22 protein-coding genes, 1 tRNA gene and 3 pseudogenes are annotated in these 21,378 nt (G+C 48.9%); 16 read left to right on the plus strand and 10 right to left on the minus strand.

Features of this window, described 5'->3' with window-relative positions; translation table 11 throughout:
• The first annotated feature begins 205 nt into the window (after positions 1 to 205).
• The 4 genes from ACKQAD_RS17865 to ACKQAD_RS17880 all read left to right on the plus strand — a co-directional run bounded on the left by ACKQAD_RS17865 (position 206) and on the right by ACKQAD_RS17880 (position 4,965).
• Positions 206 to 290, plus strand: a tRNA-Leu gene (locus tag ACKQAD_RS17865).
• Between the two features lie 163 nt (positions 291 to 453).
• On the plus strand, positions 454 to 1,710 hold the full coding sequence (locus ACKQAD_RS17870) for a tyrosine-type recombinase/integrase (protein WP_409161357.1): 1,257 nt from the start codon (positions 454 to 456) through the stop codon (positions 1,708 to 1,710).
• A gap of 152 nt (positions 1,711 to 1,862) precedes the next feature.
• Positions 1,863 to 2,300 (plus strand): hypothetical protein, encoded by a 438-nt coding sequence (locus ACKQAD_RS17875; protein WP_409161358.1) that lies wholly within the window; start codon positions 1,863 to 1,865, stop codon positions 2,298 to 2,300.
• On the plus strand, positions 2,293 to 4,965 hold the full coding sequence (locus ACKQAD_RS17880) for a ParA family protein (protein ID WP_409161359.1): 2,673 nt from the start codon (positions 2,293 to 2,295) through the stop codon (positions 4,963 to 4,965). The genes ACKQAD_RS17875 and ACKQAD_RS17880 overlap by 8 nt, the downstream gene beginning before the upstream one ends.
• A gap of 259 nt (positions 4,966 to 5,224) precedes the next feature.
• Here ACKQAD_RS17880 and ACKQAD_RS17885 read toward each other — a convergent pair whose 3' ends face one another.
• Positions 5,225 to 5,473, minus strand: a complete 249-nt coding sequence (locus ACKQAD_RS17885; protein WP_409161360.1) for an ogr/Delta-like zinc finger family protein — start codon at positions 5,471 to 5,473, stop codon at positions 5,225 to 5,227.
• Positions 5,470 to 6,201, minus strand: a complete 732-nt coding sequence (gene sid, locus ACKQAD_RS17890; protein ID WP_409161361.1) for a capsid size-determining scaffold Sid — start codon at positions 6,199 to 6,201, stop codon at positions 5,470 to 5,472. Before sid ends, ACKQAD_RS17885 begins: the two co-directional genes overlap by 4 nt.
• A 539-nt stretch (positions 6,202 to 6,740) precedes the next feature.
• On the opposite strand from sid, the gene ACKQAD_RS17895 reads away from it, so the two are divergent.
• From ACKQAD_RS17895 to ACKQAD_RS17920, 6 genes and pseudogenes are all read left to right on the plus strand, one after another.
• Positions 6,741 to 7,001, plus strand: coding sequence for a helix-turn-helix transcriptional regulator (locus ACKQAD_RS17895; RefSeq protein WP_039351571.1), 261 nt, complete (start codon positions 6,741 to 6,743; stop codon positions 6,999 to 7,001).
• Complete coding sequence (locus ACKQAD_RS17900) at positions 6,998 to 7,222, plus strand: hypothetical protein (protein WP_409161362.1); 225 nt, start codon at positions 6,998 to 7,000, stop codon at positions 7,220 to 7,222. Before ACKQAD_RS17895 ends, ACKQAD_RS17900 begins: the two co-directional genes overlap by 4 nt.
• A gap of 8 nt (positions 7,223 to 7,230) precedes the next feature.
• Positions 7,231 to 7,530, plus strand: a pseudogene (locus ACKQAD_RS17905) (ash family protein); the annotation flags it as partial.
• Positions 7,531 to 7,574: 44 nt separating this feature from the next.
• Complete coding sequence (locus ACKQAD_RS17910) at positions 7,575 to 7,772, plus strand: host cell division inhibitor Icd-like protein (protein WP_409161373.1); 198 nt, start codon at positions 7,575 to 7,577, stop codon at positions 7,770 to 7,772.
• On the plus strand, positions 7,765 to 7,977 hold the full coding sequence (locus ACKQAD_RS17915; RefSeq protein WP_039362047.1) for a hypothetical protein: 213 nt from the start codon (positions 7,765 to 7,767) through the stop codon (positions 7,975 to 7,977). Before ACKQAD_RS17910 ends, ACKQAD_RS17915 begins: the two co-directional genes overlap by 8 nt.
• Before the next feature lie 10 nt (positions 7,978 to 7,987).
• Positions 7,988 to 10,315: a phage/plasmid primase, P4 family gene (locus ACKQAD_RS17920; RefSeq protein ID WP_409161363.1), complete on the plus strand. Its 2,328-nt coding sequence runs from the start codon at positions 7,988 to 7,990 to the stop codon at positions 10,313 to 10,315.
• Between the two features lie 53 nt (positions 10,316 to 10,368).
• Here ACKQAD_RS17920 and ACKQAD_RS17925 read toward each other — a convergent pair whose 3' ends face one another.
• Complete coding sequence (locus ACKQAD_RS17925) at positions 10,369 to 10,848, minus strand: GNAT family N-acetyltransferase (RefSeq protein ID WP_409161364.1); 480 nt, start codon at positions 10,846 to 10,848, stop codon at positions 10,369 to 10,371.
• Positions 10,839 to 11,111: a type II toxin-antitoxin system TacA family antitoxin gene (locus ACKQAD_RS17930; protein WP_039481848.1), complete on the minus strand. Its 273-nt coding sequence runs from the start codon at positions 11,109 to 11,111 to the stop codon at positions 10,839 to 10,841. Before ACKQAD_RS17930 ends, ACKQAD_RS17925 begins: the two co-directional genes overlap by 10 nt.
• 290 nt (positions 11,112 to 11,401) lie before the next feature.
• On the opposite strand from ACKQAD_RS17930, the gene ACKQAD_RS17935 reads away from it, so the two are divergent.
• The 6 genes from ACKQAD_RS17935 (at position 11,402) to ACKQAD_RS17960 (ending at position 15,928) form a co-directional block, all read left to right on the plus strand.
• Positions 11,402 to 11,653 (plus strand): type II toxin-antitoxin system Phd/YefM family antitoxin, encoded by a 252-nt coding sequence (locus tag ACKQAD_RS17935; protein ID WP_005973616.1) that lies wholly within the window; start codon positions 11,402 to 11,404, stop codon positions 11,651 to 11,653.
• Positions 11,643 to 11,927: a type II toxin-antitoxin system RelE family toxin gene (locus tag ACKQAD_RS17940; RefSeq protein WP_409161365.1), complete on the plus strand. Its 285-nt coding sequence runs from the start codon at positions 11,643 to 11,645 to the stop codon at positions 11,925 to 11,927. The genes ACKQAD_RS17935 and ACKQAD_RS17940 overlap by 11 nt, the downstream gene beginning before the upstream one ends.
• Positions 11,928 to 12,540: 613 nt before the next feature.
• Positions 12,541 to 13,797, plus strand: a complete 1,257-nt coding sequence (locus tag ACKQAD_RS17945) for a tyrosine-type recombinase/integrase (protein WP_409161366.1) — start codon at positions 12,541 to 12,543, stop codon at positions 13,795 to 13,797.
• Between the two features lie 18 nt (positions 13,798 to 13,815).
• Positions 13,816 to 13,977, plus strand: a complete 162-nt coding sequence (locus ACKQAD_RS17950; RefSeq protein ID WP_409161367.1) for a CopG family transcriptional regulator — start codon at positions 13,816 to 13,818, stop codon at positions 13,975 to 13,977.
• 306 nt (positions 13,978 to 14,283) lie between these two features.
• Entirely contained in the window at positions 14,284 to 14,589 is a 306-nt protein-coding gene (locus ACKQAD_RS17955) for a helix-turn-helix transcriptional regulator (protein WP_015848020.1), read from the plus strand.
• Positions 14,590 to 14,593: 4 nt separating this feature from the next.
• Positions 14,594 to 15,928: a type II toxin-antitoxin system HipA family toxin gene (locus tag ACKQAD_RS17960; RefSeq protein ID WP_409161368.1), complete on the plus strand. Its 1,335-nt coding sequence runs from the start codon at positions 14,594 to 14,596 to the stop codon at positions 15,926 to 15,928.
• Positions 15,929 to 16,203: 275 nt separating this feature from the next.
• On the opposite strand, the gene ACKQAD_RS20390 is transcribed toward ACKQAD_RS17960, so the two are convergent.
• The 6 genes and pseudogenes from ACKQAD_RS20390 to ACKQAD_RS17985 form a co-directional block, all read right to left on the minus strand.
• Positions 16,204 to 17,292 carry a helicase RepA family protein gene (locus tag ACKQAD_RS20390; RefSeq protein WP_233970897.1) on the minus strand — a complete coding sequence of 363 codons (1,089 nt, stop codon included), beginning with the start codon at positions 17,290 to 17,292 and terminating at the stop codon, positions 16,204 to 16,206.
• A gap of 63 nt (positions 17,293 to 17,355) precedes the next feature.
• A pseudogene (locus tag ACKQAD_RS20395) lies at positions 17,356 to 18,270 on the minus strand (primase-helicase zinc-binding domain-containing protein); the annotation flags it as partial.
• A complete protein-coding gene (locus ACKQAD_RS17970; RefSeq protein ID WP_409161370.1) occupies positions 18,233 to 18,769 on the minus strand; it encodes an ash family protein in 537 nt (178 codons plus the stop codon). The pseudogene ACKQAD_RS20395 and the gene ACKQAD_RS17970, both read right to left, overlap by 38 nt.
• Positions 18,766 to 18,966 carry a helix-turn-helix transcriptional regulator gene (locus ACKQAD_RS17975; protein ID WP_039546869.1) on the minus strand — a complete coding sequence of 67 codons (201 nt, stop codon included), beginning with the start codon at positions 18,964 to 18,966 and terminating at the stop codon, positions 18,766 to 18,768. The genes ACKQAD_RS17970 and ACKQAD_RS17975 overlap by 4 nt, the downstream gene beginning before the upstream one ends.
• Positions 18,967 to 18,968: 2 nt before the next feature.
• Complete coding sequence (locus ACKQAD_RS17980; RefSeq protein ID WP_409161371.1) at positions 18,969 to 19,847, minus strand: integrase domain-containing protein; 879 nt, start codon at positions 19,845 to 19,847, stop codon at positions 18,969 to 18,971.
• Between the two features lie 1,134 nt (positions 19,848 to 20,981).
• Positions 20,982 to 21,378, minus strand: a pseudogene (locus tag ACKQAD_RS17985) (hypothetical protein); the annotation flags it as partial.

A 21,378-nucleotide genomic window follows, 5' to 3' on the forward strand; every position in this document is an offset into this window, starting at 1 on the left:
TCGTGTGGATTCCCCTCGGCGCTTTTAATTGTGCGCGAAAAATTGTTTTCAGCACCATTCACATCACTCAATATTGAAGGCGAAGTAGCCATAACGCGTTGCTAAAGATGATTTTTTCAGCACTTAACCGAACGCGGAGTGGATTAACGTTGCGTGAGAGCCGTCAAACGGTATAATGCACCCGTTTTCCGCATACTACTTCTGTGCCGAAGTGGCGAAATCGGTAGACGCAGTTGATTCAAAATCAACCGTAGAAATACGTGCCGGTTCGAGTCCGGCCTTCGGCACCATTTGATAGTTCGAGAACGTCCGTAACAGTCCGTAAGTTACTAAAAAGAAAGCCGAAAGGCTTTTTTTTTGTCCTCAAGAGTCCGAGCACATCCGTTGCAATCCAGACCCCACAGGGGGCATAATTGGGGGCATCCCCACTTCGATTAGAAATGTGCCCCCAAAATGAAGCTCAACGCCCGCCAAGTCGAGACTGCCAAGCCAAAAGATAAAACCTATAAGATGGCGGACGGTGGCGGCCTGTATCTTGAGATCACCCCACGGGGATCGAAATATTGGCGGATGAAGTACCGTCGTCCAATCGATAAGAAAGAGGATAGGCTAGCTTTTGGCGTCTGGCCTACAGTTACCCTTGCCGATGCTCGCGCTAAACGTGATGAAGCCAAAAAGTTGCTGGTTCAGGGCATTGATCCTAAAGCCGAGCAAAAAGAAGTACAGGCAGAATCCGCGGGGGCATATACCTTTGAAACGGTCGCCCGTCAGTGGCACGCCAGTAACAAGCGCTGGGGGGATTATCATCGGTCGCGGGTTATCCGGTATTTGGAAATGTACATTTTCCCCGAAATCGGCGCATCTGATATCCGTAAGCTGAAAACCAGCCACCTTCTGGCACCGATCAAAGCCGTGGATGCATCGGGCAAACATGACGTCGCTCAACGGCTCCAACAGCGTATTACGGCGATTATGCGTTACGCTGTCCAGAATGATTACATTGAGTCTAACCCTGCTGGCGATATGGCCGGGGCGCTAACTACGACTAAAGCTCGTCACTATCCCGCTTTACCTTCTGTCCGGTTTCCTGAATTTCTTTCGCGTCTGGCGTCCTACCGTGGCCGATTACTAACCCGCTGTGCGGTGGAGTTAATGCTGCTGACGTTCGTCCGTTCCAGTGAACTGCGTTTTGCTCGGTGGCGCGAGTTTGATTTTGATAGCGCTGAATGGCGTATTCCCGCACAACGAGAAGAAATTGAAGGTGTGAGGTATTCCTATCGGGGCATGAAAATGAAAGAAGAGCATGTTGTGCCGCTGAGCAATCAGGCGGTTGCGGTACTGGAAAAACTGCATGCTTTGAGCGGTGACAATCCCCGACTTTTCCCAAGCGATCACAATCCTGAAAAGGTGATGAGCGAAAACACGGTCAATAGCGCGTTGCGTACTATGGGTTATGACACTAAGACGGAAGTGTGCGGCCACGGTTTCAGAACGATGGCACGTGGTGCGCTGGGTGAGTCTGGCTTGTGGAGCGATGACGCGATAGAACGCCAGCTAAGCCACTCAGAGCGCAATAATGTGCGGGCGGCATACATTCACACGTCTGAGTATCTTGACGAGCGCCGGTTGATGGTGCAATGGTGGGCGGATTATCTTGATGCTAATCGTGAGAGGTATGTTAAACCGTATGATTTTGCTAAAAAATTATAAGTCACCTAATGTTATGAAAACTTCTTCTCATGTTTCAGGATTCATATCACATAAAATTATAGGTATGCGGGTTTGATAGAAATCTTAAGAGGTGGGACATTTTATTTATGAGCAACAAATCTTGAAGACCACACACGGAGTTTCAGATTTAAATGGCGAAAATTCCTTTTACAGACAGAGAATTGACTAGGGCTTGGCGCAATGCCTTTAGTGTATCTAAGGTAGATCCTAGGAGAAATCCACATAGATTATTGCTTTTCTATGCAATCGAATGCGGGCTAAAGGCTGCTTATTTGAAAAAGCATAGTAAAACAGTTGTGGACTCCACAATCGCCGATGAGTTTTCTCATGATATTAATAAATTATGCATACAGTTATCAGTAAATAGTACACTTATGCTACCTAATTCCTTGCAGATGAAAAGTTGCCTCGTGGGTAATAAGGAAACTCAACGGCAACTTGGCCCCGCCGAAATAAATCAGACTTGGCGATATGGCGGAGAGTTTATTGGTGTTGTTGATGACGCAGCACTTGAAAATAAGCTGGAGCAACTTAATGAATTTATCAAAAAGGAATTAAATTATGAGTAAGTTTATTACATGGCTTGATGTTGAAAGATCTGTTAAAGCTAATTTTAAATACAAAGATCAATTCCATAATTTAACGGCAATATTATGCTATGCATCCGGTGCTGATGTTGAGTTTACGGGTGATAAAGACAAAGCAATAAGAGAGTTGAAAGAGGTTTTTGGTGGTGGTTTGAATGAAAGGGATAATTCTTTATTCGTAGTACTTGATATTGGCGAGAAAGAATATCCCTTCGATTTAATCCAGGTTACGGAAAGCAGGAGTGAGGTTAAAGTTGTTTATCCATTATGGAAAGAGCATGTTTACATTGATGATATTAATTATAAACAACCAATTTCATGGGAAAATGGACCAAAATTCTGTGCCTTTCATTCTTTCAAAGGTGGAGTAGGCCGTACCACGTCTTTAATGACGTACGCCAGCGCAGCTATAGAAAGTGATAATGTTAAAAAAATACTATTAATTGATGGGGATTTAGAAGCTCCGGGTTTGACTTTATGGCTTGATTCGGAAAATATTGGAGATGTGTCGTTCACTAATTTTCTGGAATCACTTCAGTATTCCAATGGAGAGTTTGATAAAACCTTAGATTTTTATACAAAGGAACTTAAGAAAACTTCCATAAATATTGACGGTGATTCTAAAGAAATATTTGTATTGCCATCCGCACTTTCATTGTCTGGTATTATGGATATGCCTGTTACACCAGATATTGTTTCAAAGAATACAAGCAACCCCTATATTTTAAGTGATTTAATTAGGGAGTTAGGGAAAAAACTAGAAGTTGATGCCATATTTATCGATTTACGCGCTGGATTTAGTGAGTTATCAAGTCCACTTCTTTTTGATCCACGAGTAGAGCATTTTTTTGTTACCACGATTGCAAAACAATCAATATCTGGTATCAGTGAAATATTGTCAAAGGTAAACAATTCCGACAAGTTCATCAATTCCACTGAAATAAATATTAATAAGCCAACTGTTGTCTTAAGTATGCTCACTAAAACATTGCGTAAATTAGATGCATACGCAATGGCTGTTGAGGAAATTAATAAAGCTTACCCTTCCATAAATGATGATGATAATATATCTCAAAGCATCGAGTTATTAGAATTTGATTTTGATGAGAATTTAATGAGTTTATCTTCTATCAAGGATGCACTTAATGCTTTGAAAAGATCAACTATTTTCGAGAGTGCCTCTACATGGGTCGGTAATTTCTCTGAAAAAAATTCACCTTTTGAAAAAACTAGTGCTGATGACGAATCTTTAAAACGACTGCTTAATATTTGTCAATCTTTCCAATTTGCTGAAAATACTAGCCAAGAGGATATGCTAGTTATTGATCCTATAAGGAATCTTGCTAAAAACTTCTTTGATACTTTACCTAATGTTATCTCTATTGGGGCTAAAGGAGCAGGAAAGACCTTTACATATTTACAAGTTTCAAAGGCTAAAACTTGGGGAGGGTTTATTTCAAAAGTTCGTGGTGAAAATGAGTTAAATGTTAATGGACATATACTCCCTTGGATCTCTTCCACGAACTTGAACGATAATGTTAGAGGTATAGTCGCAGAACAACGATCAGAATGTCTAGATTTAATAAGCGCCAAAAGTGCTAAAACACTAAATGATACTGTGACATTAATTAATTCAGCCTTAGCTGATCCAGACACCAATTGGGATCTGTTCTGGGCAGGGCTACTAAGCTCAGAAATTATTGGGGAAAAAGCAACTTTAAAACATGTTAATGATTACTTGAATGAAATCGATAAATCTATAATTATTTTAGTTGATGGGATTGAAGATATATTTTTCTCTCCTGAGAAAAATGAGAATCATAACTCTGCAATTAGATCATTGCTAAATCTGCCGAATGCCATCGCAGAATTACAATCACGAAAAATTGGCTTTGTTTGTTTTGTTCGAGCAGACTATGTGCAATCTGCAATTAAACAAAATGTCAATCAATATGCATCAAAGTATCAACAATTTAGATTGGAATGGACATCTGAGTCATTTTTAAGATTAGCTTATTGGATATGTGCAAAATCAAATTTAATTGGTGCTACTGAAAAAGATGCTGAATCCGGTTCAATCAATTTCTTAATAGAAAGTTTAGAAAAGTTATGGGGTAAAAAACTTGGCAGGGATAATTCCAAAGAGGCTGGGTCCGCCAGATGGGTATTCGCTGCACTATGTGACTTGAACGGGCGTTTACAGGCGAGAGACCTTGTTAGGTTTTTAAAATTTTGCGCTGAACAAATGCTTAAATCCTCCGTGAGTGGAATTAAGGTCGGTGCTTGGACAGATCGTGTTTTAGCCCCAGAAGCTATGAGAAAATCTTTGCTCTCTTGTAGCGAAGAAAAGGTTGAAGAAGCGGTTAAGGAAATTCGTCCACTTGAACAATGGACACTGCAGCTTAAGTCCATTCCCTCTGAAAATAAAAGAGTTCCGTTTAGACCGTTGGAAGTGGGCTTGGATCTCCAACTTTTAAATGTCCTTAAGGAATTGGGGGTAATATATGAAGATACTGATCAAGTTAGTGAAGAACGTTTCTATCTACCAGAAATTTATAGGTCTGGGTTGAAATTCACTTCTTCAATGGGAGGACGACCACGTGTACAAGCACTTTTGAAACGAAACCTCCGCGGGCTTCCTTTCTAAGCTCTAAGCGCGCAATGCTATCCCCGCCACGCCTGCCCGCTTTATGTAGCGCTTTTCATGCAGTTGCATGGAGGCGCTCAGGCCGCGTCAGTACTGGCGCTGTAGGGCAGATTCGGGAGTAAGTATTGCATGCAAATCCATGCACCGTATGCATGCACGGTCAAAAAATCGCTAGCCAGAGAAAAAAGCTCGCAAAAAAGCCCGCGCAATGGCGGGCGACTTCCTGATGCTCACGGTAATGAAATTATAATCTGGCTAATTAATTCCGCAGGGCTGAGGCCGAGTAATGCTTATATTTTTTCTGCATGACCGGGGATAACGGAATATCCGGCACCGGTAAATCTTTTCGGTTCGATGGCTGAATAATTTCCTCTATCGACTCCATTGTGCGGAATGTGGCAGAGCATTCAATATTCCGGCACTGGTGATAACGCCGTTTCACATTATTCGAAAAAATTTTGCTAGTCCGGGTATGCGCAGCATGGCCGCAGAACGGGCAAGACATCATTTCGCTTTCTCCCGCTGTTCACGTAGAGCCTGACCTTTTTTCATTCTTGTTATTGGGCTGGTCAATAATTTCTGATCCACATTCTTAATGGATTCGCTATAGAGACGGATTTCCTGTAGCAAGGGTTCTTCTTTCATGTCAAAGCGATAACTTTCCATCCGGCTTTCAAGTTGCTGAGTCACTTCCTGTAGCACAATCTGATTGGTGCTTGCCGTGAAGTTCACATGGTCATAGACCTGTTCATCGTGCGATTTAAGAGAAAGTGCATGAAGCTTTAAGGCCATGCCCCTGATAAGCGGCTCTATCGTTTTCATCGCCATTTCTAGTTCATAAGCGGCGTAGCTGCGCATCAGGGAGCGGTGAGCATTTTGATAACCCAGCCCGCTTTTGGCGGCAAACAGCTCAGCTTGTGCTTTATCCAGTTCCAGCGCGGCCACCAGACCGTCATACTCTTTCGCCAGCTCTTTGTGTGATACCTGTTGTAAATGGAGCGACTTCAAATCATCTGACATTTGGCCGCCTGCATCACGGAAGCGCTGCCGCCAGTCATTTTCCAGTAACTGGCTTTTTTCCTGCTCCACGCGCTGCTGCTTTTGGGCATTCTCAATCGCGTTAATCACGTTCTGTAACGCGTCGCTGTCCTTCTGGTATTCCGCTTTGGCGTTGTAGTAGTAGTTACGTTGTTTTTCGATACGTTCATTCAGTATTGACGCTACGGTTTTGGTCATGGTCATTTCTCTGTATGGGGTGAGTGTCTGGTGGCTATTGTGCAATTCACCACACAACTCCCGCTATCTGAGCTGGTTGTGCCACTTCCCACACAAAACAATCTCTATCGCAGGCCGTTTACTCAGTTGAGAACTAACTCTTTTATAAAACTATTCACTACTCTTCGCCTGAGAGAAAAGAATAGATAAATCAATAAATAAAGGGGTGAAGAGTTGATAAAAAACTCTTCACCGAGTGTTCACACTATTCACCCGGTTTTTTGAGCCTTTTTTCTGGCGAGCATGTTTTTTGAGTGTTTTTTTAGGTTTTAATATTAATAATTAACCACTTTAACGGGTTGGTTCATGTGCAGGTTGCGAAGCATTACTAAACATTACAATAAAACGAGAAAATAGAGGTATTTTTAACCAGTTTGTATCACCGACGGCACAACAGCCCCTTGTTGCGGTCTCCGAAAATATTCACATAATAGCGAGCTACCAGAGAAATCCAGCGCCATCCGGCCAGAGCCGGGCGGACATTAACGAGGTAGCGCCACATGTTGTCAGCCACACCCCCAACGCCCATTCCTGCTATGCCCCCGATGTCACCGCATCCGGTCAGAGAGCGCTTAATGCGCCTTCCGGAAGTGCTGCACGTCACCGGCATTTCCCGTTCGACGCTGTACGAACTGAGTAGCCGCAAGGCTTTTCCCGCCCGTGTGTCGCTGGGTGGGAAGAACGTCGCGTGGGTTGAGTCCGAAATTCATCACTGGGTGGCCGAGCGTATCGCCGCCCGTCAACAGGAGAACCACGCATGATCACCTTCACTATCGCTGGTCAGTCAGTCACACTCGATGAACGGGAAGCCCTCAGCCTGTGCGACCAACTGTTTCCCGCTATCCGTAACCCGGCCACCGTTGCCGCCCGTGAACAGCGATTCGGCGCGTTGCTGCTGAGCATTGCACCGACGCCCGCCGCCTCTGATTCGCCCCGGCGTTACTGTGCATCCCGTGCCGGTGATGCGCTGACCAACTGCTGAGGCTGTTCATGACTGCGCAATTTATCCCTTTCCCCGGCTTGCCTGCCGGGGCTTTTTGGCGTTATAGTTTCGCTGCTGTCGCAAAATCGACAGTCGGGCGTGAGAACCCGAGTTACTCAACGGCGACACCAGACGCGCCATGCGTCTTTTTTTACGTCGCAGCCTTAGCACACCTGCATAAAATGCGGCATGTTTTACGCCGTAACTGCATCCAAATTATGGTGGCTCAGGCGGGGCAGCCTTCGGGCTGGCCGGTGTTCGTTGAGGCCGGTTTCTCACCCCCGTCTGGGCTACCACCCAAGTGTGAGAACTTCGGTGGTAGCTATCTTAGCTACTCAACGGAGACTGCCACATGGCTACGACCCTCACCCCGTCACACCCGCAATTTACCTTTCTGTTTCTGGCCGTGCGCCGCGCTGAATTACGCGCCTTGCCGCACCGTGAAGCCGTTATCGCCCCGGATGAAATCAGCGCCCGCCGTTTACTGGCACGTGACTATGTACTGGCTTTTGCTGGCCGTCTGCCGCTGCGGAGTACACGCCATGTTTGATGATACGCCCCTGACCCCGGAAGAGCTGACCGACCAGTGCCGCGCCTTAACCCATGCCGTGATTGAGTTGGATAACCCGATGGCAAAAGAGGTGCTGTTGTTTGTGCTGGCTGAACGGCTGGAAGTGCTCTCGGCCACGCTGGATACACCCGACGCGCTCGGCGACCTGAGCGATGTTGACTACACCGACACCACACTGCATTAAGGGGCAACGCATGGCACACCTTACCGTGACACAGACAGTGAAACGCGCCAGCGGCCACTGGCCGCAACTGCTCCCGGCAGTGGGTATCCGTATTGGTGCTATCGGGCAGCATACCGCCTGCCCGATGTGCGAGGGCAAAGACCGTTTCCGTTTCGATAACAAGGAAGGGCGCGGCACATGGATTTGTAACCAGTGCGGCGCGGGTGACGGCCTGAATCTGGTGGAAAAAGTCCTGAACCTGACACCGACAGAAGCCGCCCTGAAAGTAGGCGCGTGGCTGGACGACCTGCCGGACAGCCCGGCAGCGTCAACACAAGATGAAGAAGACAGCGAGGCCGCCCGGCAACGGGCGGCAGTTCAGGCACAGGCCAAACTGAAAGAGGCGGTGACACAATCCGGTAACACGTATCTCTGTGCCAAAGGCTGGCCGGATGTGGCCGTGCCCACCCTACAGGGTAAACCGCTGCGCGTGGGTGGCATTACCTATCAGCCCGGCGATGTACTGGTGCCGCTGACCATGCCAGAGGGTGAAGTGGTGAATCTCCAGCTTATCAACGCACAGGGCGACAAGCGCACGTTAAAAGGCGGACAGGTGAAAGGTGCCTTTCACTGTTTCAGCGGCAAACCGGCCAGCGTTATCTGGCTGGCCGAGGGCTACGCTACCGGCTTAACACTGCATCAGTTAACTGGCGATGCGGTGTATGTCGCGCTCAGCGCAAACAACCTGCCGTCCCTTGCCCGTGAGCTGAAAACCCGCCATCCCGCGGTCACGCTGCTGATAGCCGCTGACCGGGACGAGAACGGCACCGGGCAGACCAAAGCCGAACAAGCCGCCGTTGCCGTCAATGGCCGTGTCGCGCTGCCGCCGGTATTTGGTGACTGGAATGATGTGTATCGTGCCGAGGGCGCTGACGCCACCCGGCAGCATCTGCATGCGTTTACTCAACCAGAGCCTGTCAGCCCGTTTGACTCGCTGGGCGAGGCCGAATTCAAGGCCATGAGCGCCAGCGAGAAGGCGGAGAAGATACGCGACCACTACCGCGACACGCTGGCAATTGATGCGTTCGGGGAAACGTTCTTCCAGTATCAGAACGGCGCGTGGAAAGTCCTGCCTCACCGTCTGTTAAGCCGGGATATCGCCGCGCTGTTTCAGAAGATACAGGCACCCTTTACCGCAGCGGGTATAGACAGTGTGATAAACACGCTGAAACTGATTGTTCCAATGCAGGAAGCCTCCCAGCGCCGGTTAATCGGTTTTCGTAACGGCGTGTTTGATACCGCCAGCGGTGAATTTAAACCGCATCGCCGGGAGCACTGGTTACATACCGTCAATGATGTGGATTACACCCCGTTTAAGGCCGGGGAAAACCTTGCCGACAACGCGCCACACTTCTGGCGCTGGCTGACCCGTGCCGCCGGAAACCACACGGATAAACAGGAGCGTATTCTGGCCGCGCTGTTTATGGTGCTGGCGAACTGCTACGACTGGCAACTGTTCCTTGAAATCACCGGCCCCGGTGGCAGCGGCAAGAGTATTCTGGCGGAAATTGCCATCATGCTGGCCGGGGACGATAACGCCACGGCGGCCACTATCAATACCATTGAATCGTCCCGTGAGCGCTCGTCGATTATTGGCTTCTCACTCATCGTCCTGCCTGACCAAGAAAAATGGAGCGGTGACGGTGCCGGTATCAAGGCGATTACCGGCGGCGATGCGGTAATGGTTGACCCGAAATACCGTGACGCCTATTCCACCCGTATTCCGGCGGTGATTCTGGCCGTCAATAACTCGCCAATGCGCTTTAGTGACCGCAGCGGCGGCGTATCCCGTCGCCGGGTGATTATCCACTTCGGTGAAACCATCCCGGCCAGCGAACGCGACCCCAAGCTGAAAGAGAAAATCCGCGCTGAACTGGCGGTGATAGTGCGTCACCTGATGAAACGTTTTGAAGAGCCAAACGACGCCCGGACGCTGTTACAGGCACAGCAACACTCCGCTGAGGCGCTGGAAATTAAACGGCAGGCTGACCCGCTGGTTGATTTTTGCGGTTACCTGCTGGCGCACAGCGACACCACCGGGCTGTATATGGGCAACGCCAACATTACGCCGCGTAACCCGCGTAAATACCTGTATCACGCCTATCTGTCCTTTATGGAATCGCACGGCCACCAGAAGCCGATCAGCCTGACGGCCTTTGGTAAGGTGCTGCCGAATATGATGTCAGAGTACGGGCAGACATATCTCAAAGGCAGAACCAATCAGGGCATACAGACCAACCTTGAGCTGAAAGACGAATCTGACGCCGACTGGCTGCCCAAATGTGAGTCGGTGAGGTAGACACCAACAACGACAAAACCGGCTCCGGCCGGTTTTTTAATGGATAGAGAAAGTTACCAGAGTGGTAGAAGCAATGTGTTGGGCTGGATTTCTGAGGGCGTAAAACCCCAATACAGATAGAAATCTTTTGCTTCCTCAGACAGCGCATGAACTAATAACGCTTTCGTCCCCACCTGTTCAGTAACCTGCCGGGAACGCAAGACCGCATCTTTTAATAGTCCCGCACCAATTCCACGGCGCTGGTAACGTTCATCTACCGCCAGACGACCCAAGACTAATACGGGCAGCGGATCAGGCATATTACGCCGTAACGCGCCCGATACGGATTGACGCTGTACGCTGCCGGTTGCCAGCGCGTAAAAGCCAATAACCTGATTGGCACCCGATTCACACACGATAAAAGTGCGTGATGCGCCAATGGTTTGATTCTTGAGAGCCTTACGCTTCAACCAGTCATCCAGCGACGGTTCTGAACTTCGGAAATCAACCACGGCATGCTGAGGTAATAATAATTCAGGTGCCGTTATTCCCACGGTGATTTCCTGTCTAATAACGCCTGTAACCGCTCATTGGTGGCGACAGGTTTTTCTAACGCGGTAATAAAGGCATCAAATTGTGATTCATCAACCAGAAACAGGCGTTGATCCAATAGCACCTCTTCCGCCTCACGACATGCAGCCTCAAGGATAAAATCAGTACGTGACTTTGAAAGCAGTTTCGCGGCAACGTCTATCAGTTCCCGTTGTGATGATTTCGCCCGAATGTTGATCGGTGCCTCTTTTGCCTCTGTTCTCATAAAGGCCTCCTGTATAGCTAATCGTTATACAGAAATCATAATCAATTGTGTAGCAAATAGCTACACGCAGATTAAATATCACTATAGGGTGACGAGTGACTCATCACCTGTTCACCGACTCATCATCCATTAATTTATTGATTAGTAAAAATAAAAACCTATGGTGAAGAGGGTGAACAGTTTTGTGAAAAATCTTTTTATTGTGGCATCACGTTTATACCGTGATGTTGCTGCTTTTTTGATTAAGTGCTAAATTCAGTATCAAATATCATACTTAAAAGGGGCTGATTATGTCCGTACAACCTATCCTTGCGAATGCAGCCGTGAGTATCAGCGACTTTAAAAAATCGCCCAATGCCGCGCTTAAAGAAGCTAACGGCGAGCCTGTAGCCGTGCTCACCAATGGCCGTATCTCTGGTTATTATGTTTCCCCGGAAACATGGGAGGCGCTGGCCGACTATCAGGAAGATATTGAACTCGCCAAAATCGCCCGTTCCCGGATGAAGGGGAAACGTGTGAAGGTCGATCTGGATGAGTTATAAGCTGGAGTTTGAACAGCACGCGCTAAAAGAATTTAAGAAGCTGGGTGCGCCCGTGCGGGAGCAGTTCACCAAAAAGTTGAAAGAGGTTTTACAAAATCCCCACGTTCCCGCCAACCGACTTCATGGAATGGCTGACTGCTACAAAATCAAACTTCGTTCTGCTGGATATCGTTTAGTGTATCAAGTGCTTGAACATGAGATCGTGGTACTGGTTTTAGCTGTGGGCAAACGGGAACGCTCAGAGGTTTATAAAGCAGCCAAAGACCGACTATAAACGCGGATGTCTTAAACTCGCGGCTTCCTTACTATGCAGCATACCTACCATCAAGGTGATGAGTCACTCGTCACCTATTCACCAACTCATCATCCATTAATCTATTGATTATTAAAAATAAAAACCTCTGGTGAAGAGGGTGAACAGTTTTGTGCAAAATCTTTTTATTTTGGCTGAGTCGTTATCATTAAGTGTGTTCGGTTAGGATCCGTTGCACGGAATCGAATCCGAGCGGATGATAATAGATCTCATTTGTGAGGTTTTATTTGTATCTATCTGATATATAGCTAAAAATCACATGGGGGCACAAAAGGGGGCATAAATTATCTGTATTTTAATTTTATCCTTTATATTCAATATTTTATTATTATACATGAGTCCGGCCTTCGCACCATAGTATGAAAATCAAGTCACCTTCTGGTGGCTTTTTTATGTCCGTAATTGTCCAGTAACGTCCATATCTATCTGTAAAATAACGATTTTAATTTCATTTCTCTTGCTGCATTTTTGTCTGTTTTATCCACAGTGGTCTTTTTTCGTCCATTGACATCCAGATGATTTGGGGGTCAAGATAAGGGTCAATTCACTTCGATTATGAGTTGACCCCCAAATTATGGCACTGACCGACGTTGTTGCCCGTACCGCCAAGCCCCGCGAGAAAGCCTATAAGCTCGCGGACGCGCACGGCCTGTATCTTTTGGTAAGTCCTAACGGCTCTAAGCGCTGGTATCTCAAATACCGCTTTGAAGGTAAGGAAAGCCGGATTGCGTTCGGTGCCTATCCGCTGATCTCGCTGGCGAAGGCCAGAGAGAAGCGTGATGAGATACGATTGCTGCTGTTGGAGGGTATCCACCCAACGGAAAAGCGTGAAGAAGAAAAAGAGCAGGCGCAAGAAGCGTTGAATACTTTTGCCAAGGTCGCGCAGGACTGGCACCGAAATATTAGCCAAAACCGGTGGTCAGAAACGCACGCCGGACGGGTATGGCGCGATATGGAACGAAATCTACTGCCTGCTATCGGGCATCGCCATATTGCCGACCTGAAAACTAAAGACCTGCTGGAGCCGCTGAAAGTCGTCGAACAGAACGGTCATCTTGATTTGGCGTCACGGCTGCGCCAGCGTGTCACTGATATCATGCGCTACGCGGTGCAGAACGATCTGATAGAGCGCAACCCCGCGCAAGACCTCTCCGGGGCGATAGCCGCACCAAAAGCTACCCATCGGCCAGCGTTGAAGCTGAACAAGCTGCCGGATTTTCTGACAAGGATTGAACGCCACAAAGGGCGGGCGTTGACCAGACTGGCGTTAAAACTCACGCTGTGCGTTTTTATCCGCTCCAGTGAGCTACGTTTTGCCCGCTGGCCGGAAATCGATTTTAAACGTGCCATGTGGACGATACCGGCTGAACGTGAAGCCATTCCCGGCGTGAAGCATTCGCAGCGCGGCGCAAAGATGCGCTCTGAACATCTGGTGCCGTTATCCCGACAGGCTTTAGCGCTGCTGGAAGAGATTAAGGCCATCAGCGGTGCTCATGAACTGATTTTCCCCGGCGATCGTCGACCAACTAAACCGATGAGTGAAAACACCGTCAACAACGCATTACGAACCATGGGCTATGACACCACTACCGAAGTGTGCGGACACGGTTTCCGCACCATGGCCTGTAGCGCACTGGTTGAGTCCGGCCAGTGGTCGCGGGATGCGGTAGAACGGCAAATGAGTCATCAGGAACGTAACGGCGTTCGTGCTGCCTACATCCACAAAGCGGAACATCTGGATGAGCGCAGGCTAATGCTGCAATGGTGGGCGGATTATCTGGATGCCAATCGGGAAGGGTATGTGGTGCCGTATGAGTTTAAAAATATCTGATTCATTAGTGAGTTAACGATGAAAAAAACGAAAAAACCAACGGTAGCGCTTACTTCTCTGATTGAAGAGGCAGAACAGCGTCATCAGAGGATCTTACAGGGACTTGCCGATGTTGATGCAGGGCGAGTTGTAAATCGCTCTGATATGCAGGCGTTTATCACCAGACTGAAGAAAGCCTAATCGATAGAAATACAGGGCGTATCCTGTATCGAAAGCCTATGCATTAAGCGCCGCGCTAGCCCCTTTTTTGGGAGGGGCTGGCGCTCATCTTTCTTATGTGGATGATTTTCCAGCTACTCATAATACCCAAGTATCATTTCCACTAGATCGTTTTCCACCATTATAAGTTTACCTTTTTACAGCATATAAGCTGTTTTGTTATTTTACAGCTTATTTGATGTATTTTTGTTTTTACAGCTTATAGGGTGTATTATGTAAAAACAGCCTATAGTATGTATAAGTATCTAAAATAAGGGTAAGTGCCTTATGAATACAGTCTATCCGTTGAAAACCTTGAATCAGTTGCGCCCATTGTTGATTGGCTTTCGCAAAGCTAAAGGACTGACGCAAAAAGACGTGTCTGAAAGGTTAGGTGTAACACAACAAACCTATGCCCGTTTGGAAGCAAACCCTGGAAGTGCCAGTATTGAGCGCTTGTTTAAAGTGCTCACCGTTCTGGGGGTTGAGGTGGTGCTGTCTTCTGGACCAAGAGTACATTTCTCTATGTCATCCTCAACAATGGAAGAGCCAGAAAAGCCAATAGACTCACCCGCCAGACGGGAAAAATGGTGACACTATGCCTCGAACACAACAGCGTTTAGCAATATGGATGAATGGAATTCAAGTGGGATTCTGGGAAAAGACCCGGGGCGAAGATAGATTGCAATATCTTCCCGAATGGATCGCTGATGAACAGGGAAGACCTTTATCTCTTTCTTTGCTTTTCACCCCTGGTAATCAGCTTTGGCGCGGCAATGTGGTACGCGACTATTTTGATAATTTATTGCCTGACAGCGAAGGTATACGCAGGCGTTTAGCAACGCGTTACCACGCTGATAGCCTTGAGCCTTTTGATCTGTTGGCTGAGCTGGGAAGAGACTGTGTTGGCGCAATACAGTTACTGAATGGTAATGAGGAGCCCACAGATCTATTTTCCGTAAATTATCGCCCACTTTGTGAAGCTGAGATCGCCACTATATTGCGTAATACAACAGCGGCATTGCTGCCAGGTCGGCAGGATGATACTGACGATTTACGTTTATCGATTGCCGGTGCGCAGGAAAAAACGGCTTTACTCTGGCATGAAAGGCAATGGTGTTTGCCAGAAGGGAGTACCCCTACGACGCATATTTTCAAGTTACCACTCGGGCTAGTGGGTAATATGCAAGCGGATATGAGTACGTCGGTTGAAAATGAATGGCTGTGTTCTTTGATCCTTAAGGAATATGGAATTCCTGTTGCAAAAACACAGATTGCGCAGTTTGAAGATCAGAAAGTATTGGTTGTTGAGCGTTTTGACAGAAGATGGTCAAGCGATCAGCAATGGATCATTCGCTTGCCACAAGAGGATATGTGTCAGGCTCTGGGTGTTTCCCCGCTACGAAAATACCAGTCTGATGGTGGGCCGGGGATTTCCGATATTATGACCATACTGAGTCATTCGGAACAGGCTGAGCAGGACAAAGCGCAGTTTTTCAGGGCGCAAATTATTTTCTGGCTGATAGCGGCTACTGATGGGCACGCCAAAAATTTCAGTATCGCTATTGAGCCACAAGGTCGCTATCACCTTACGCCGCTTTATGATGTTTTATCGGCATGGCCGGTCATTGGTCCGCGTAATAACCAGATTTCCTGGCAGAAGTGCAAGCTGGCAATGGCTGTTCGGGGTAGTAGTAATTATTACCATCTGTACAGAATTCAACGGCGGCATTGGGTCAATCATGGTGAATTAACTGGTCTGGGTAGACGACAGGTTGAAGCCATGATGGATGATATTATATCTAGGACACCTGAGGTTATTGAACGTGTATCTTCGTTGCTGCCTGAGTCATTCCCACCAGAGCTTGCGGAATGTGTTTTTGACGGTATGCGACAACAGTGTGGTCGGTTACAAGAATTGCACCGTAAATAGGATATTTAAGAACGTCTTGAAGCAATTCACCTTTCAGGCAGGGGTAGCCACAGAACGGTGAGTGACTAGGGAAAGCGATCATAAACATCCCCCACCTTTCCCCCACTTACTCAGGGATCACGGCTTCCCCCACCTAATTTTTATGGCTCTGTTAAAAATGATTATTTATTAGTAAGTTAAGTTATTCCCCCACTTCGCGCCTATATATGCGTGGGAAGTGGGGGAAAATGCCGGATAGAGGGACTCATTATCCGTTCGTCCCCACTTTCCCCCGTTTAATCCCCCACCTTATTTCGTTGCGATAGTGGCGTAATTCGCTCACCCTCAAAGGCGATCAGGCCATCCTTTTCCAGCTTGTCCAGCCAGCGGGTAAACTTCTTGTTTACATCAAAGCCCATTGCCCGCATATCATCCCGTACTAATGAGCGGGTGCAGCCTTCGCCGTTGGCCGTGCGAGAGCGAATAGCCTGCCAGAGGGCAAAATGGTTTTCCGTCAGCCGTGGAATACCGGCTAAATCGGGATCGCTGGCAGCCTCATCTTCTCTGACTTCACGGCCTTCATCGTTCAGCACCAGCGAGGTGATCTGGTCGCCATCATCGTCCACGTACAGATCGACGGCATTCAGGTCATAGGCGCGACGCGGCGGCTCTTCCGCATCCTTCATCTTGGTGCAACTGAGGATCAACGCGCCGCCTTCACCTTCACGCCTGACGTTAAATTCCACGTCCAGCGCGGCACGGAAGGCGCTGGAGCCGCGTGCTCCTTTGTCCTGATCTTTACCGGAATGATGGATAATCAGCACCGTGGCCTGTGTCGCTGCTTTAATCGCGTCGCATCCCTGAATGAATGCGCCCATATCTTTAGCCGCGTTCTCATCCGAACCGCCAAAACAGCGGGCAAGCGTATCCAGAATAATCAGACGAACCGGCATACCGGAGGCGACTTTCACATCGCGGGCGGCACGTATCACCTGCTGTACGCTCTCCGGACTGGCCGGAAAAATTGGGCAATCGACACGATACAGCGCATCAATCGGGCTACCGCCGTTAAGCGTCTGCTCCCATGCCCGGATACGGCGGGGAACGCCAATCCCACCTTCACCAACAACATAAATCACCGCACCCTGTGTCACCGGCTTGCCTGCCCACGGTTTTCCGGTGGCGATATGGCATCCCCACGATACCGCCAGAAACGACTTATACGAGCCGCTGGCACCGTAAGCGCTGGCGACGGAGGAACTCGGCAGATAGCCTTTAATCAGGTAGTCCTGCCGTGTATCAAAACCGTCAGAGCCTTTGCGCAGGGGTAATGCGGTATTGAAGGCCGGTGTAGCAGAATCGGTGCGCACTAACGGGGTATACATCGTGTCAGGCTGATAACGCTGTTTGTTGAACGCAGATTTAGTGGCCTCAAGCCCATATTGCTGGCGGTAATCATCCCAGTCACAGAGCGTTGTGGTGGGCGGTAACGACACCCAGCCGTCCACCGCGAGCGCGGCTTTTTCAGCCTGTTCCTTACCGATATTGGTTGAACCGTCGGCATGCAGGTCATGATCGCCCGCCAGAATAATAGTGGCATCGGGATACCAGCCACGCAGCGCTTGGGCGACATTCATCAGGTTATTGGCCGACACCGCCGCCACGACCGCCGCCGTGGTGATCTGGCTGATGGTCAGGCCGGTGGCATACCCTTCGGTGATCACGATGGTGTCCGGCTCTTTCGGGTAATGCACCGCAATGAAAGCGCCTTTCAACTGTGAGCCCGGCAGCAGGCGTTTTTCTCCATCGTCGTTGATCAACTGTGCACCGATCAGTTCGCCGGAAACGCGATGTAGCTTCAGCAGCAGACTTCCCTCATCAAACAACACGCCGCCGATACGCATTTTTTGCTGTGCGGTCAGGCGGGCATGCACGATAGAGAACCCTTTGGCTTTCAGGTAGGCGCTTTTGCCGTTCCTTGAATGGGTCAGCATCTGCTTGATTTTATCGGCCAACGCCGGGCGCTCAGCAGCTTTTTCCCTGGCTGGCGCAGTTGAGGCAGGGAGCGTCAGCGCGGCCACCTGTTTTGCGGCATCTGACAGGCCACAGTTTTTCACCCGTGCGACCAGGTCAAGGCCATCACCATGACCGCATTGATTGCAAAACCACGTTCCCCGTCCTTCTTTGTCGTCAAAGCGGAAGCGATCTTTGCCGCCGCAGGCAGGACAAGCGCCATGTTTACCGCCGTAAGGCACCGGAATAGCCAGTGCAGACAGAATGGCACGCCAGCGGTGGCGCGACTGTGCGGTAATGTCTGAAACGAATTTACTCATCGTCAGCCACCTCCGCTTGCAGCGTGTCATTCAACTGGTTCAGACGTTCCCACAGGATAAAGATCAGCAGCTCTTTCGCGAGCGCGTTGTCGAGTTCAATGATGGCGTAGGCCAGCGCCCGACAGTGATCGACGAGTTCTTCTAACGTCAGGGGAGTGGGGTCATACATGATGTACCCCCGCAGAAAAAAAGAAAGATTGCGGGTAGAGAAAGGGAAGGATCGTAGCCATAAGGCAGCCTCCAGACTGTAGCTTCTTAGACAGCTACCACCAGAGACGCCAACCTCAAGGGTGGTAGCCCGTACGGGGTTGGCGTTACCGGACAGTCTGGCTACCGGCGCTCCTTGCGGAGCCCCCGCACGAGCCACCATTGCAGGTACGGCTCGATGCGTGCCTGAACAGCAATGCGCATAACACGCATATTCAGGCACCAGACATTTGTTCGGAACGCCAATTCCGGCTGCGGATTTTGCCGCAGCATCAGCAGTATATCGTAAATTGCCCGCCAGAAAAAAATAACAATGCATCATGGTTTAGCCTCCCCGCGCTGGCTAATACGTGCCGCGATCCAGTCATTCACCTCACTTTCCACCCACGCTACCGAGCGAGCGCCGATTTTGACCGTCTGAGGGAAGTCCCCCTGCTTCATCAGCAGGTAAATCCATGACTTCCTGAGGCCGGTTTTTTTCATCACACCCGATAAGCGAATCAACGTGTTATCCGTCATGTTCAATCCTCCTTCCGGGTGTAAACCCGCTCGACATAGCGCCCCCGACCATCACCGTGGCCGAGATCCATAGAGGTTAATGATCTGGCTTCACTGCGGGAAAAGCCCTGTGACAGGTAATAGCGCATGGCATCCTGCGCCCATGCGTAGCGCAGGCTGTGCGGGGAGTAGTAGCCGGTCAGCCCTAAGCGGGTGGTCTGCGTGCGCCAGAAGTTCATGGCGGTTTTCAGGTCGGGTTTATCGATCAGCCTGCCGTTATGCGCTTCAGCCACCTCTAGTGCCGCTTTCACTGCCCGTTGAATCGCTTCACGATCGATAATCCGGGTTTCGCGCGGCCTACCACCTTTGGTGCCAAACACCACAGTCAGCGTTTGTTGACGGCGCTCAAGCTGCTTTTCCCACGTTTTCAATGAACTGGCGCATTGCACTGCTTCCTGAGAACGCAGCCCCAGCAACCGGGCAAGCTGAAGTGCGCAGGCCAGCCCTTTATCGCGTTGTTGCGCCGCAAGCAGAACAGCCTGATAGCGCTCATCCGGGATAGCGAATTTTGTCCCGGCACGGCTTGCGCCACTCAGCCCCAACGCGTTGTTGGTCAGGCGATCAGAAACGGCGAGCTTTTCCCGTCCTCCCTGCTTAAACACCGTGCGCAGCGCCGCCATTTCGTTGTGCAGGGTACGAAGGGCGATCTGCTGTAACAGCCGTTCGGCGATATAACTTTCGATATGTCTGGCTTTGAGATACTTAACGTCACGCACCTGAATATTCAGCGCCAGCAGGTGACGGCACAGCCTGCCCATGATGCGGATACGATCATGAACCGTCTTGTAGCTCCCGCCAGCCTGTTTCGCCAGCGTGGTCATTTCACGACTTAATTTACTCATGCAACTTACCTCTCATAATTCAACTGGATGCTTTTCTCTGGCGCATGGGAAAGGGCAGAAACAATCGCAATTGACCTGCCTTGAACGATACCTGTGCGCCAGAGCGGACAGCAGTTGAGGTCTTGGGAGGTGTCGGCTAGGCACTCGGTGCGGCCGCCTGCGGTTGCAGGATTTCCTCTCAGGCGGTTAAGCCTGCCTCGGTATCGGTTCAATCTCCTGTAAAAAAGCGGTCAGTCCGGCACAAACGGGTGTGTCAGATTCATGACGCAGTAGTTGAGGTGCATGTCTCAGGGGCTGATGGGGTCTTCGGCTGCGGCGTCACTTTCATCCGCTGACACGGAAAAAGTGACGCCGGTGCAGACGTTGCCGGCAGGCGCGTAGCAGATGCCTGAAGGCATAGCAACGCGCAGCCAGCACGTTCACACGCGCAGACGCAAATAATTGAGACGAGTAAAATCGAAGTCGCGAGATAACGCGAACTTACGAGAATAAGCGCTGTTTAAGCCGCCTATGAAGTGAAATCACCACAACGATAAACGTTGCAGCTACGGCCAGTCTCCTACGGTATGTAAACCGCTCTCTGGCTGGGTATAGTGAAGCCCACAGCAATGTTGGGCTTGAAGTAAAGTAGTCAAAACGGACCTTCATCACCACGCTCGCAACGGCGTTCAAACTACCTGGTGATATCTGCTTCCAAAGGCTGGCAGATTTACCACACGCTACTGTGCGCGTTCTTCCTTGCAGGCTACGGAAGTGTTTGTGGTCGCCCGAAGGCGTCAGTCTCAGACCACGCTCCATTCCTATGACTTTGGCAGTGTGACCACCCGAAGGCGTTTCTCACAGGTCACTCGTATCATCCCGATACTGGAAACATTGGTGGCTGTCATCGACAGCAGGTTTTCATGGTCAAAAATACGACAGAGTTTTGGAGGGCGCAAGAATATTTTAGTTAAAGCTATACCCTAAATAATTCGAGTTGCGTGAAGGCGGCAACCGCACGAATCCCCAGGAGCTTACTCAGGTAAGTGACTGGGGTGAGTAAGGGCAGCCAACGCACAAGCAGCTTGAAGTATGACGGGTATATACTTGCTCCATATACCCCATATTTATCCCAAAATTGTGTTTGGCAAGAGATTAGTTATTTTCAATTTTAATGTAGGCATGAGTAGTACGTGTAACATTATATAATTCAGGATCAGTTATAATGAAACTATCTTGCGAATAAAATACATAATTCAATCCATTGCCAAAAGAGCTATTGAAAATAATACCATCACAGTTTCCTATAGATTTTATAAATTCACATAAAAACTGAGTTGGTAAGTAATCGATCATGGACTTATCAGGTGATATAGGCTTTGATAATTCTTTGGACAAGATTTCAAGAAGATTAACGTAGTTTAATATATCTTCAACCTGATCACCTTCAAAACTAGTGACTGTAATTTCTTTTCTTGGCGAAGTTAGATCTAAAACAGGCTTTGTTGAATAAATCAGGTTTGGGGTAAACATCCTTGCAACGAGTTGTTGC

The organism is Pectobacterium artocarpous, assembly GCF_046159765.1.
Taxonomy (GTDB): domain Bacteria; phylum Pseudomonadota; class Gammaproteobacteria; order Enterobacterales; family Enterobacteriaceae; genus Pectobacterium.